The organism is Methylotuvimicrobium sp. KM2 (assembly GCF_038051925.1).
Taxonomy (GTDB): Bacteria; Pseudomonadota; Gammaproteobacteria; order Methylococcales; family Methylomonadaceae; genus Methylotuvimicrobium.
Genome location: NZ_CP150634.1, coordinates 3,492,313 through 3,505,792 on the forward strand (window position 1 = coordinate 3,492,313; position 13,480 = coordinate 3,505,792).

The 13,480-nt window shown below is 49.1% G+C and carries 9 protein-coding genes and 1 pseudogene; all 10 read right to left on the bottom strand.

The annotated features are described in order from the left end of the window. Positions 1–28 precede the first annotated feature (28 nt). The 10 genes and pseudogenes from WJM45_RS14655 to WJM45_RS14700 all read right to left on the bottom strand — a co-directional run bounded on the left by WJM45_RS14655 (position 29) and on the right by WJM45_RS14700 (position 13,447). On the bottom strand, positions 29–1,537 hold the full coding sequence (locus tag WJM45_RS14655) for a DndE family protein (RefSeq protein WP_341325823.1): 1,509 nt from the start codon (positions 1,535–1,537) through the stop codon (positions 29–31). After that, positions 1,534–3,582 carry a DNA sulfur modification protein DndD gene (gene dndD / locus WJM45_RS14660; protein WP_341325824.1) on the bottom strand — a complete coding sequence of 683 codons (2,049 nt, stop codon included), beginning with the start codon at positions 3,580–3,582 and terminating at the stop codon, positions 1,534–1,536. The genes WJM45_RS14655 and dndD overlap by 4 nt, the downstream gene beginning before the upstream one ends. Before the next feature lie 5 nt (positions 3,583–3,587). Continuing rightward, on the bottom strand, positions 3,588–3,785 hold the full coding sequence (locus WJM45_RS14665; RefSeq protein WP_341325825.1) for a DNA modification system-associated small protein: 198 nt from the start codon (positions 3,783–3,785) through the stop codon (positions 3,588–3,590). 3 nt (positions 3,786–3,788) lie between these two features. Further along, a complete protein-coding gene (gene dndC, locus WJM45_RS14670) occupies positions 3,789–4,928 on the bottom strand; it encodes a DNA phosphorothioation system sulfurtransferase DndC (protein WP_341325826.1) in 1,140 nt (379 codons plus the stop codon). An 874-nt stretch (positions 4,929–5,802) separates the two neighbouring features. Further along, a pseudogene (locus tag WJM45_RS14675) lies at positions 5,803–7,250 on the bottom strand (IS3 family transposase). A 738-nt stretch (positions 7,251–7,988) separates the two neighbouring features. Then, the gene (nqrF, locus tag WJM45_RS14680) at positions 7,989–9,218 is read right to left on the bottom strand and encodes an NADH:ubiquinone reductase (Na(+)-transporting) subunit F (protein ID WP_341325827.1); all 1,230 of its coding nucleotides are present in this window, start codon (positions 9,216–9,218) and stop codon (positions 7,989–7,991) included. A gap of 235 nt (positions 9,219–9,453) precedes the next feature. Then, on the bottom strand, positions 9,454–10,062 hold the full coding sequence (gene nqrE, locus WJM45_RS14685) for an NADH:ubiquinone reductase (Na(+)-transporting) subunit E (RefSeq protein ID WP_341328951.1): 609 nt from the start codon (positions 10,060–10,062) through the stop codon (positions 9,454–9,456). 7 nt (positions 10,063–10,069) lie between these two features. Continuing rightward, complete coding sequence (locus tag WJM45_RS14690; RefSeq protein ID WP_341325828.1) at positions 10,070–10,894, bottom strand: Na(+)-translocating NADH-quinone reductase subunit C; 825 nt, start codon at positions 10,892–10,894, stop codon at positions 10,070–10,072. Further along, the gene (locus WJM45_RS14695) at positions 10,881–12,086 is read right to left on the bottom strand and encodes an NADH:ubiquinone reductase (Na(+)-transporting) subunit B (RefSeq protein ID WP_341325829.1); all 1,206 of its coding nucleotides are present in this window, start codon (positions 12,084–12,086) and stop codon (positions 10,881–10,883) included. Before WJM45_RS14695 ends, WJM45_RS14690 begins: the two co-directional genes overlap by 14 nt. Then, a complete protein-coding gene (locus tag WJM45_RS14700; protein WP_341325830.1) occupies positions 12,083–13,447 on the bottom strand; it encodes a Na(+)-translocating NADH-quinone reductase subunit A in 1,365 nt (454 codons plus the stop codon). Before WJM45_RS14700 ends, WJM45_RS14695 begins: the two co-directional genes overlap by 4 nt. Positions 13,448–13,480 lie beyond the last annotated feature (33 nt).

Consider the following 13,480-nt stretch of genomic DNA (forward strand, 5'->3'; position numbering starts at 1 on the left):
GTCCTTAAAAATTAAAACAAAGAAGTCATTAATATGCTTTGATCTTCTGCATACTTCCGCCCGCTTCCAAAACACTCAGGCATACTCCAGCATCCAGCGCAGAAAAATTCGGGGCAGAACCAAACATATTGTTAAGTACTTTAGGACTGTTTGCATTCGTACGGAAGCAAACCGGTAAACCGATTTGCTCCAAATAGTCATCGGCCGCACCCTCATAGTCGTCCGGACTTTGTGAAGCCAACATCACGCATAAGCCTTTTGAGCGATGGAGACGTAGGAGATTGCTCAGCCCTAAATGCCTTGCAGCCAACAAAGGCTTGGCCTCATCGATTGCCAATAACACTCGCAAAGACCGATGACCGTACTCATCAAGTGGTGATTCCGGACATCGCTTAAGGTAGTTATGAAGCGCGTCAACCAACAAAAATGCAGCCAATTTTTTACTGGTTTCTGTGGCATTGCCAAATGTGATAATCCAATTGTTCCTAAAAAACTCATCGGGAGTTTGTACTGGATTGAAAAGGTTGAATTGAATCAAATCATTGATGGTTGCAATAACAGCGTCTGTCTTGATTTTCTTTTCACTATAATAGCGATCCAAGGCTTGTTTTATTTGCGCCAAGGAAATACGTTCTTTGGATATAAAAATTGACCTCAGTGCCTCCCTAAAAGCATCCAACTGCTTAGGTCCGGGCTTGCTACTCATAGCGCGCTCGAAGGAATCTCGAAATGACTGCAAAACATGCGCTGCATTGTCGACATCTTCGTTACGATAAAACATATCCAACGGTATAGCTTGCTCGGGAACTCTCAAAACTGTGGCATTTAACTGCTTTGCCAACATACTGTTATTGGCAAGATCACCTTTTCCTAAATCAAGCAAAATGACAGGCGAGCCCGACTGCATTTGCGCTTGCTCTAGTAGCTTTAGCATCGTATGTGTTTTACCAGAACCGGCTTGTCCCATTAGAGCGATATTAGGCGCATAACCTTTGCCATTGACTAACCAACGAGCTTCTGCTCCATCGTCTACCAATTTTCCAAGTGTTAACCAAACCGAACCTGCGACGCCTTGCCAGGTATCTTCAGTACCTTCATTCGAGCTATTCTCTTCTGCAAGCAACGCCCTACGGGTAACCAATATTTCAACAAATTTTTCAAAACGACCTTCAGCTTCATGCCAATCCTCAAGCAACAAACCTATTCCGCGATGCCAATGATCGCGAACCATGCTTTGCAATTGCTCAATGGTAAACTCCGCTTTAGGTGAATAAGTCTTAAAATTCGTCGCCAACAAACTAACCCATAAAAGCTCCTCGCCATTACTGCCGAATAACTGTTGTCCCTTAAGCGGATATTTGCTGGCATCAGGCGCTGTCGGAGGAAAACTAGGCTCCCCTAATGACCTCCCTATTGCCAAACGAGCCAATTTATACTTTTCTGCAAAACCTAACTTTAGCTCCTTGGCTTGTTCTTCGGCTGATTTGCTGCCACTGAAGTTAGTTAACAAGACTTTGGTTATGTCAAAGTGTGTCATGCCGCAACCTCAAAATACTTATTTTCTAATGCAACTGTTTTACCGACTCCTTCACCTAGCTGTTCATGTTTCAACAAATAGGTTTTGGCAACATGAGAGCAAATCCGGGTATAAACATCAGAATCAATTTCTTCATCTTGGCTAAGCAAAATAATTTGCCGATCTGGGTCGGACAACCAATATTCGAGTATGCGTTTTCTATGCTCGCTATCCAAACGTCCTAGCGGTGTATCAACGACCAACGGGATATTGAATCCCGATGTTTTGGCTAACCCTGCAATCAATGCTGTAGCGAATATCTGGTTTTCACCCGCCGAACGATCCAAACCAATTTCCTTCCCCTCGCCGCTCAATAACCGTGACATGCCTTTTTCGTCTATTTCGATACGAGCAATTTGTTTCTTATGAGCCAATTTGATAAATATCTCAGTGACCGAATCTGACAAGGCTTTTGTTTTCAAAGCAAACAGTTCTGGAAGTAGTTCTTTTATTAAATCAATAACCCGTTCAGCTTTACGTAAATTACTTTTAATGGGGGTAGCCTTTAAAAAAATGTCATGCTCTCTTTCATAAGTTGAACGCTTATCATGCACTTCACTTTCAAGCGTAGTAATATGTCTATTTTTGTCGCCTAGTTTTTCTCTTAAATTGCCCAATTTATCTTCTATTTCCTTTAACTCTTGTTGCAATTGATGCAATGTGCCATCGTCATGCAATGCCTCCAAGCGTATCCGATCTTTTATTAACGCTTCAATTTCTTTGTCAAGCAAAGCCTGATCTTCTAATAATTTTTTAATTTCGCGCTCGGTAACCTGAATTTTAACAAATTGCTCATCCAGTTTTTGGCGTTGGCGAGGCTCCAAGTAGTTGTGTATCAGTTCTTTGGCACAACCTTCCGGTTGCGGATTAAAAAGGCCTTGCCAAGCAATATCAATGCTTTCACGAAGTTTATTTTTTACCGTATGATCAACAAAAGGACCGTTGAAAAAATCAGTTGCAAAAAAACTACTGACAAAACGTTCTTTTTGCGGCGCTACGCTTTGTTTTTTGTTCTCCCATTCAAGAAGAGTTGCTTCTTGTTGCAACTGATTTTTCAAATTTGTCATTAACGACGCATTCACTAAATGGAAAGGCAATTTTTCTGTTAATAATCTCTCCAGAGCATCATTTGTCTTACGTAACGCTTCTTTTTTCTCTCCTTCGTCTCGAATAAGGTTTTCAACTTGTTTCAATTCACCTCCGCCGGCACCAATAGTACTAAGCCTTTGATGTAGTGAATTGCGATTATTCTCAGAAGATTCTTTATCAGTCCAAAGCAACTGTCGCTCTGCTTTCAGTGCTTTAAGCTCGTTTTCTTTGCCTATCAACGTCTTGTGCAAAACTGCCAGTTTTTCCTCATCCATGCTGGGCTTCCCTGAGGGATTTCTATTATTTTGGTATTGCTCAAGGCGCACCCGTAAATCTCTCAATAGCACCACCCCAAGCAAGCTTTCCATACCTTGTTTTATCCATTCCTTACGATCCTGGTCTGCAAGCTTTTTGACCTCTTCGCCATCAAAAAAGAAAAATGGAGCTAAATGAGCAGGCACTGCATAATCATCGAGAATTTCGAGCAGTTCATCTTTTGATAATGGATCCCTTCCATTATTTCCTTTTAATTTGTACAACTTAACTTCTTCTTCCAAAAAACCGCCTTGCGGATCAAAATACCAACGCCTACTAAGCTCATAACCCATATAATCATCGGAGTAAAATTCAGTTGACACTTCCATCATATTTGACCGACCTAACCTTAAGGCTTTGCCATGCAAGGCTTTTTTCAGGAACTTTCCATAGGCGTCGTTATTTAGGCCTGCACGGGCCAAATGTGACGTTGCTTCCGCACCATAGAAACAAAGATAGATGGCTTCGAGTAGTGTGGTTTTACCGTAACCGTTCATACCGCCAATTAATACCAAGTTTTTTCCGGCATGAGGCTTTGGAAACTCAAATTTTTGGTGCATGTAGCTCTTAAAGTTGATTAATTCAATACGCGAAATCCACATGCTTATCAGTCCATTCGGTTAAATATTTCTTCAAATTGGCCATAAATGCCCTTTGCTTTCTCACGATGCTGATTTTGCCGCTGCACCAATACCAGTTCTTGAAGTACATCTACGGGTACATCGTGTTTTTTACATAAACTTTCCAATACAGAGAATGCTTCTGTGTCATTCCACAATGGTAAATCTTGAATGTGTTCATCCATATTTCAATCCTGTTCCAGTTCAGTTATAGCAAGTTGTCTCCTAGAGATATTGCCAGATAAACTTTGGCTCCATTCACGTCGGATCAACTCAATTTCTTCGGGTAATATTAGTGTTGAGCCATATTCTTTCTGTACTTCAAGTAATTTATCAAGAATCATTTGCCTTGCTTTTACGGTAAAGGGGCCAGGAATATGGTTACCATTGCTATCAAACTGCACTTTTCCGTTTCTTCTCTCAACTTGTCTATATTTGGGATCATTTCGAATACTTTTAAGCCAATCCCTAAAACCGATAAGTATGCCATATTCATGCATCCCGCTGTCCACGAAACCTTGAAGGCTTCTATCCTTTTCAACAACGGTACACGTCCAACAACCAAAGCGGCTAGAATTAGTACCACAACCCGGAGCATCTTCCTTGCTCATGACCACTGGGCACTCTCCACCCTCGGCATTTCGGTAAAGCTGGATCAGGTCGCGGTGCGTTCCGCCCCACGGAGGCGAATGCTCGGCTAGTAATTCCCAAACATCGTCCGTGGTCAAATCAACAATAGGGCGATATACAAACGCACCCGGCAAACTGGTGTGTGCAGCCAGTTTACTGTCGCTAATGTTCTGGTGTTTTTCGATAGCGCGTTTTCTTGAGCTGCTTTCATCACTACGAACACCCAAAACTACAATAGCCGCCCCATGTATTGAAACCTTATCCAAAATGTAGGCACTGGTTGGCTGAATTTTTAACCGATCAGTACACCAGCGCATGGTTTGGTTTGGTGTCGGGTAGCCTTTACCGATTAATAAAACCCAAAAAGATTGGGTCAGGATGGGTTCTGTCGTAGCTACTTTCACTGGCAGGTTTAAAACTTCTGCAGCATGTCTGATTTGGTTTTGCACTTTGTCTAAATGGTCTATGACTAACGGGCTCTCCACTAGCGTGTCATTAGAAATGATGTGGACATCGCGAATACGCAGGGATGGCGCGATACTTAGCAATGCATCAAAGACTAGATGTGCCACCAAAGTACTATCTTTGCCGCCGGAAAAACCAACGATCCAGGGATAGCTTTGTTCAACAGACAAATATTCACTCCGAATTTGCTCAACTAGGTCTATTTTTAAGTTTTCTGTAAAAGATTCTAACATGTAATTAATCTCTATCTTGAATTCTGGTAAGCAATTTGCGTTCTCAAAGAGCCCTGAATCAAGTCGATAAAAGTGAATATTTTAGTTAATTCTTCTTCGTACAAGAAAAAGAATCACCAATTATGTCTCATTCCCAAAACTCAAGCTCAGGAATACCTCCCTACAAACTCTGCTTATCGTTTTAATACAGATCGTATGATGCGGTGAACAGTGAACCGCATCATACACGAACAACTGGCTATATATAATGGACCCCAAAAACTGAACAACTAATTGACGTTGGGGTCCACTTTTATAACCTAGATCGAGCTGCCACATAAGCCTTAGACTTTTCTCGCTTACCAACAGCAATCACTGTGACAAAAACAATATCATCATCGACGCGATAAATCAGGCCATAGCCTTTGCTGGCGAGTTTGATCTTATAACAGTTAGGCATGTCGGAAAGCGCTGAAGCCGAACCCTGGGATTTTCAAGTCGCTTAGCCAGTTTCTTTTTCAATAGTACGCGAACACTACCATCGGGTTTCTCCCATTCCTGTGTAGAGCTAGTTCATGGAAACGCAGTTCATAAGTCATTAAGGCTTACCTTGGTAAATGGGCCTTCTAATCGTTCCTGCACCAACTGTGGATCTTCTGTAAGTCATCTAAACATTTCATAGTACGCGACGGGCAGTAAATAGGCTTCAGCCTTATTGTGGCTTAAAATAGCGATAGCTTCATCGTCGGCTTTTCTCAGAACATTAAAAAACTGCGTTCCAGCTCGGTTACGCTGTTGGTAATTACTGAATAAACTCGTAGATGCGGTTCATGCGGAATGTGTCAATGACATTGAGACACCAAGTTGATTTAATTAGTGTCTAATTGTTGTGTATTTATGGGTCGAGGTTCTCTTTTGTGTTAATAGGCGGATTAATCCAAACGGCGTTAGGCAAGCTGGGTGGTAAGGGGCACTTTCCTTTGCATCGCTTCGGATTGGCGAGGAAGGCAATCTCCAGGGTTTTTGCGCGTGCTTGGTATACCGTATCCGCTTGGTCGAAATGGACGGTGGCCGGGGTCATGTAACCGATGCCCGAGTGGCAATGGGACTGGTTGTACCACGGGAAGAAGCGTTGGCAATGGCTGCGGGCATCCTCAATGCAGCCGAAGCGGACGGGGAAATCAGGCCGATATTTCAGGGTTTTGAACTGGGCCTCGGAATAGGGATTGTCATCCGAGACATAAGGCCGGCTATGGGTCTTGGTGACATCCAGATCGACCAGTAAGGCAGCCACGGGCTTGCTGCGCATGCTGGAACCGCGATCGGCATGCAGCGTCAGGGTATGCGGCGGGATGTTGTGCTTGGCCACTGTTTCGGCGATTAGCTGCTCGGCCAGTTCCGCGGTTTCCCGCGGGGCGACCATCCAGCCAACGACATAGCGGCTGAAAATATCCAGGATCACATACAGGTGAAAACAGGTCCATTTAGCCGGGCCTTTGAGTTTCGTAATATCCCAGCTCCAGACTTGATTGGGCGCGGTGGCCAGGAGTTCAGGCTTGGTATAGACCGGGTGCATCCGTTGGCGCCTGCGCTCCGCTGACTGGCCGTCCGCTTCCAGAGCACGGTACAAGGTGCGCACCGAGCCGATGTAGCGCCCCTCGTCCAGCAGAGTGGCATAAACAAAATACGGCGAGCAGTCGGCGAAGCGTTCGCTGTTAAGCACCTCCAGCATTTGCTGCCGCTCATTAGTCGAGAAAGCCAGCGGGGCGGACGGACGAGGCACCCGCGTTACCGGCACAGGCGCCAGGTGGCGCCGACGGGCATCCTCGCGATAGACCGAACTGCGGTTCAAATTCAGGGCTGCACAAGCCGGAGCCAGGCCGACCTCCGGGGCCAACTGGTTAAGGGCTTGCATCAGTTGGACTCGCTCGGCGTCTCGTCCGTCGGCAGTCCGAACAAGACGCAAAGTTTTTTTTGGACATCAATAATGGCATTGGCCTGAGCGAGTCTACGACGCAGGCGCTCATTTTCCTGGGTAAGTTGGCGCACACGACGGTCCTCGGCCTGAGCTGGATCGGTCTTGCGCCCGCGCTTTTGCGGTGCCAGCGCGGCACGCTGATCGGCAGCACGCTGTTTGCGCCAAGTGGCTAATTGGGAGGAGTAAATCCCTTCTTTGCGTAATAGGGCGCCAATCTCACCCGGCTGAGTACAGCGATCAGCGGCAGCCAGGATGCGGCGCTTGTCGCTGCTGGTAAATTGTCGGCGCTGGGCGGTGGCAACCACCTCTGGATCGGGCCGCGCGCCGGAGGTCGCGTTTCCAGCCGCCCCACGGGCGACTTCCAACGCGACCTCCGGCGCAGTTAATTGTGGTGATTCCATGGTCTCTGCTTTTGATTTGCTCATGATTCTGGCCTACCTTTATACTCTAATTTCCGAGGGGTAAGTGTCTCAGGTCATATTGGCACAGGGGGCCGCCCCCTTGTGGGAGCGACGCCTTCGTCGCGATTTCGAAGCTACTGATGTTCAATATCCGCAGATTTATCAAACAGCACCGTTTCCAGGTATACGATGACCTCTGTTTAGCAAGTTTACCGATACTTGTGTCTAACGGCGAGAGCTCCAGCTTGGGAAAGCCCCCCGGAAGCTCCAGCTTCCTGAGACCGACGCAACCTCCGCATATTCTCATTCAACCCCGACTCGCTCGCTCGTTCAATCTTTCTTGATTGTCGGGAAGCTAGAGCTTCCTGAACAGGTTACCCAAGCTGGAGTTTGGGTAACAGCATATTTTAGTTTTTGCGACTACGAATGGCCCCTGCTGCTGCGCGCGGGGCGAACGGAAAAGCACTTAACTCAATGGCGGTGGCAAACAATACGCACTTAACAACCTTGAGTACAAAAGCTTCAGCCTGAATTCGGCAGTTTAACCATGAAGCACATGAAGTTCATGAAGGATTCCAAGAACTTACCAAATCCTTCTCGCTAACCTTTTTGGTGAGCGAAAGTTCTATACAAACGCGTAATAAGCTATTGAATTAACTTCCTATTCTTCATGATCTTCATGGTGAAATGCTTTTTCTAGGTTCAGAATTTATCAAAGAGTATATTCTTCGAATCGACGCCGAGATCGGTCAACATATCGACCACGGCATCGATCATCACCGGCGGGCCGCATAGATAATATTCGCAGTCTTCGGGGGCCGAATGGTCTTTTAGATATTCGTCGTACAGTATTTGGTGTATGAAACCTGTAGGTCCGGTCCAGTCGTCTTCGGGCAGCGGGCTCGACAAGCCGACGATCCAACGAAAGTTGTCGTGCTCCTGCGCCAGCCGGTCGAAGTCTTCGGCGTAAAATACTTCGCCGAGACTGCGGGCGCCGTACCAGTAGGATATTTTCCGGCCGCTATGCAGCCGTTTCAATTGATCGAAGATATGCGAACGCATCGGCGCCATGCCGGAACCGCCGCCGACGAAGATCATTTCGTTGTCGGTTTCCCGCGCGAAGAATTCGCCGTAAGGCCCCGATATGCTGACCTTGTCGCCCGGTTTCAGACTGTAGATATAGGACGAGACCTTGCCGGGCGGCACGTCGGGGTCGGAGGGCGGCGGCGAGGCGATGCGGACGTTCAGCATGATGATGCCTTTTTCTCCCGGATAATTGGCCATCGAATAGGCGCGCATGACCGGTTCGTCGACTTTGGAAACGTATTGCCAGAGTTTGTATTTGTCCCAATCCGGCCGAAACCGTTCTTCGATTTCGAAATCGCTGTATTTGACGGTATGGGGCGGCACATTGATCTGAACATAGCCGCCGGCCCTGAATTCCATGTCTTCGCCGGGCGGTAACTCCAATACCAATTCCTTGATGAACGTAGCGACGCTGCGATTGGAACGCACCGTGCATTCCCAGTTGCGGATCGAGAACAGTTCCGGCGGCAAATCGAGGCCCATATCGCCCTTGACGGAAACCTGGCACGACAATCGGTAGCCGGCTTTGATCTGCTGCCGGTTGAGTTTGGCCCGCTCGGTGCCCAGGATAGCGCCGCCGCCTTTTTTGATCACGACTTTACATTGGCCGCAGGTGCCCTGGCCGCCGCAAGCTGAAGGGACATAGATAGCATTGTCGGCTAGGGCGCCCAACAATTTGCCGCCCATCGGCACGGACAGGCTATGATCCGGATCGTCGTTAATCGTAAGGGTAGCGTCGCCTTTTTCTACCAGCCGGGCTTTGGCGAACATCACGACCAGCGTTAGCAGTAGAACGATGACTGTAAACAAGGCCATGCTAATGATGATTAAGCTAGTATCGCTCATGCCGGTCTCCGTTCGGTCGTTAGGAACGAGCATGAAGTGACTTCTTCAACAATCGGAAAGGGGATTCGGTGGCTCGATTGACAGGTGTCGGCGGCAGGGAAAGCCGCCGTCAAGCCTACATGGACGTATTCACGGCGTCCTGTCAAGCGAGTCACCGAACCTCCACAAAGCTTACTATTTCGAGAAGTTGAATTGTGCATATTCCTTAATATCATCATTGTGGGAGGCCGCATCGCTAGAGCTCTATGCCCGAAAACAACATGAAGGCCATCGCCATCAAGCCGGCCGTGATGAAGGTAATGCCGAGACCTCGCAGACCTTCGGGTACGTTGCTGTATTTCATTCTTTCGCGAATACCCGCCAATCCGACGATGGCTAACGCCCATCCCGTTCCGGTGCCGAAGCCGAACACGATGCTCTCGGTAAAATTATAAGTACGCTCGACCATAAACAGGCTGCCGCCTAGGATGGCGCAATTGACCGTGATCAGCGGTAGAAAGATGCCGAGCGCAATATAGAGCCGAGGAATATATTTATCCAAAAACATCTCGAGAATCTGCACGACGGCGGCGATGACGCCGATATAGCATAAAAGCCCCAGAAAAGTCAGGTCTATACCTTGTAGTCCGAGCCAGGCGAGCGCGTTTTCCTTGAGGACATGCCGATAAATCAGGTTGTTGATAGGCACGGTGATCGACTGCACGACGATGACGGCAATGCCGAGGCCGGTAGCCGTAGACAGTCGATCGGATACGGCCAGAAACGTGCACATGCCCAGAAAGAAAGCCAAGGCCAGGTTTTCTATGAAAACAGCGGTCAAAAAAAGACTCAAGTAATGTTCCAGCATGGATTTACTCCGGTCCGTTGTTATCGGCGAAATTCTTTTGTTTACGCGCTTGTTCGAGAGCGTTTAGGTAGGGTCCGTAGCCGTGTTCGCCCAGCCAGTATCGGACCAGATTGTTGACTCCGCGACTGGTTATCGTCGCACCGGAAAGCCCTGAGACTTGATGATCCGCATCGCCGGAGTCCGGTTCGACTTCACCCCTCACGACTTCGATCATGACCCGACCTTGATCGTCAAACGCTTGCTTGCCTTTCCAGCTATTTTTCCATTGCCGATTGTCGACTTCGCCTCCGAGGCCCGGTGTTTCTTTGTGCTCGTAAAAGGTGATGCCGGTAATCGTTCGCAGGTCTTTATCCAGCGCTATAAATCCGTAAAGAGTCGACCACAACCCCCGTCCGTAGATCGGCAGGATGAGTTTTTGAAGGTGTCGATCCGTCTCGACTCGATAGACCGCCATGTATTGTGGGCGCTGTTTGATTTTTGCCTTGTCGTACTGAGGCGGAACGGCTGCGCTATAGCGAGGATCCGAAGTCAGAGTTTGAATATCGAAGGCTTCGATGTTAAGAGTCTCATCGAATTTTTCCGGGTCAACCACGTCTCCCGAATCCAATACTACCATCTGCGGTACGATGTTTTGTCGGTAGACGGCGTCAATATCGATCCCCGGTTCATAGAGATCCGCAACGGTCAGGATGTTTCCGATCCTATCCAGGCGCTGGTTTTGCCTTTGCTTCGGGTGCAGCAATATCGCGGTCGCGGACACCATTAAAGAACAGATCAAGCTCACGCCCAATACGACCCGGAGGGTATTTTTGAAGCTATTTTTCCGCATCGACAGCTTGCCTCCTCAACCGTTTTCGGATATGGCGGCTGACGAACAGCCTGTCTATGGTCGGCGCAAACACATTGCCGAATAAAATGGCCAGCATGATGCCTTCCGGGAAGCCCGGGTTTATGACTCGGACCAGCACTGTCAAGGCGCCGACCAGAAATCCGTAAACGTATTGACCGGGCCGAGAATGCGCGGCCGATACCGGATCGGTGGCCATATAGACAGTGCCGAAGGCAAATCCGCCCAACACGAGATGCCATTGCGGCGTGAGCTGAAACATCGGATTCGACGGGCTGCCGACTAAGTTGAACAGCAATGATAAGCCTACCATGCCTAGAACCACGCCAACCATGATGCGCCACGATCCGACCCGGCTAACGATAAGAATCAACGCGCCGATCAGGCAGGCCAGCGTCGAGGTTTCGCCCATGGAGCCCGGCATGAACCCGAAGAAGGCATCCTGCCAGGAAACGCTCAGTTCAAGTTCAGGGTCGGGCAATTCCGCCAAGGGCGTGGCCCGGCTGTAACCGTCGACCGGCACCCAGACCGTATTACCGGTCATTTCTCTCGGATAAGAGAAAAACAAAAAGCTACGTCCGACCAGGGCCGGATTGAGTATGTTCATGCCGACGCCGCCGAAAATTTCCTTACCGATCACCACGCCGAACGATATACCGAGCATGACCTGCCACAAAGGAATGTCGGGCGGCAGAGTCAGCGCGAACAGCAGACTGGTGACCAGAAAACCTTCGCTGATGGAATGTTGCCTGATGCCGGCGAACAGCACTTCCCAGAAGCCGCCCGTAACAACGGTAACGATATAAATCGGTAAAAAATACAGCGCGCCCAGCAGCATGTTATCCAGCACACGGTTCGGATCGTGGCCGACGCCCAGCAAGGTTAGCAGTGCGCCGCGCCACCCTGGGGCGTGTTCGAAACTTTGTTGTTGCAACGCCAGGTTGATTTGCAGGCCGGTATTGTAAAAAGCCATGACGACGGTCGGTATCAACGCGACGATGACGGTGACCATCATGCGTTTCATGTCCATCGCGTCGCGCACATGCGGAGCGCCACAGGTAACCGTACCCGGCGTATAGAGAAAAGTGTCCGTGGCCTCATAGAGGGGGCCAAGTATCCGCCGTGTTCCGCCCTTTTTAGTTGAAGAGCTAATTTTTCCGGAATCTTCGCTCATAAGGATTCGTGCTCCAGGGTTTCTTCCTCGATCATGTCCAGATTTCGGCGCAACAGCGGCGCGAAATCCAGTTTCGACGGGCACACAAAGGCGCATAAGGCCAGGTCTTCCTCGGCCAGTTCGAGACAACCGAGGTTTTCGGCTTCTTCGATATCTTCGACGGCCAGCGCGCGCAGCAAGAACAACGGCATCAGATCCAAGGGCATGACGCGTTCGTAATTGCCGTTGGGAATGATGGCCCTGATATCGCCGTGCGTCGAGGTCGTGAAATCATAAGCGCTGCCGGGAATGAACTTGGAAAGTACGACATTTTTGACCGAATAGAGCCTAAAGCCTGGATTCACCCAGCCTAAGAATTTGCGTTGCCGGTCCTCCGGCAATACCGAAATCTGTTGATGATAGCGGCCTAGAAATGCCGTGGCGCCTTCGGCTTTGTGACCGGACAATACCGAGCCGGAAATGATGCGATTCTCGCCGTCGATTAGCGCGTCGCGGCAATGGTCGTCCAGACATACTCCGATTCGGGTCTTGATCAGACAGGGATGCAGAACCGACGGACCGGCCAAGGCCGCGATGCGGTCTACATAAAGCCGGCCGGTGGTGAATAATTTGCCGACTGCGATTACATCCTGAAAGCCGATATGCCACACCGTCTTACCGAGATGGACGGGGTCGAGAAAATGGATGTGCGTGCCGACATTGCCGGCCGGATGAGGGCCTGAAAAATCCGCGATAGTCAGATTTTCGATAGCCATGCCGGATAGCGGCGTTTTGGGGTGTTTGCAAAGAAAGACTCGGCCTTCGGTTAACCGGGAAACGATTCGCACGCCGTTGATGAAATCCTGCTCATGACCGTCTATCAGCAGCTCGATGGCCGGCGCCAACGGGTTGGTATCCATGGCGGTGATAAACAGCGAGTGCGGCACCGTGTCGGGATCGGCCGTCTTGTTGAACGGCCGCGTGCGCAACGCCGTCCATAATCCCGAAGCCAGCAGTTGGTCGATAATTTGGCGGCGGGTTAGCGAGATTAGCCGGTCTTCGGAATAGGACTCGAAATGAACTTCTTCGTCGCTGTCGGTCAGCTCGATTACGACCGACAGCAGAGCACGCCTTTCGCCGCGATTGACCGCTTTGACAAAGCCGGTTCCGGGTGAGGTGTAGCGTACCGACGGCATTCTTTTATCGGTGAACAACAATTGGCCTTTAATGACCGCATCGGACTCTTTGACCGCCATCTGCGGCTTTAATCCGACGGAGTCGAAGCCAAGCACCGCAACGGTTTTCGGCGGAGGTACGGTCTTGATAATCTGTTCGGGTCCGCCTTTTATCGGTAGATCCAGGCCATTTCTGATTTTAATCATAATTGACGCCCCCTTTCGACAGAAAATACTCCA

Coding starts and splice junctions, on each gene's coding strand:
- WJM45_RS14655 (WP_341325823.1), bottom strand. CDS start 1,537: ATGACACACTTTGACATAACCAAAGTCTTGTTAACTAACTTCAGTGGC.
- dndD (WP_341325824.1), bottom strand. CDS start 3,582: ATGTGGATTTCGCGTATTGAATTAATCAACTTTAAGAGCTACATGCAC.
- WJM45_RS14665 (WP_341325825.1), bottom strand. CDS start 3,785: ATGGATGAACACATTCAAGATTTACCATTGTGGAATGACACAGAAGCA.
- dndC (WP_341325826.1), bottom strand. CDS start 4,928: ATGTTAGAATCTTTTACAGAAAACTTAAAAATAGACCTAGTTGAGCAA.
- nqrF (WP_341325827.1), bottom strand. CDS start 9,218: ATGAGCGATACTAGCTTAATCATCATTAGCATGGCCTTGTTTACAGTC.
- WJM45_RS14690 (WP_341325828.1), bottom strand. CDS start 10,894: ATGCGGAAAAATAGCTTCAAAAATACCCTCCGGGTCGTATTGGGCGTG.
- WJM45_RS14695 (WP_341325829.1), bottom strand. CDS start 12,086: ATGAGCGAAGATTCCGGAAAAATTAGCTCTTCAACTAAAAAGGGCGGA.
- WJM45_RS14700 (WP_341325830.1), bottom strand. CDS start 13,447: ATGATTAAAATCAGAAATGGCCTGGATCTACCGATAAAAGGCGGACCC.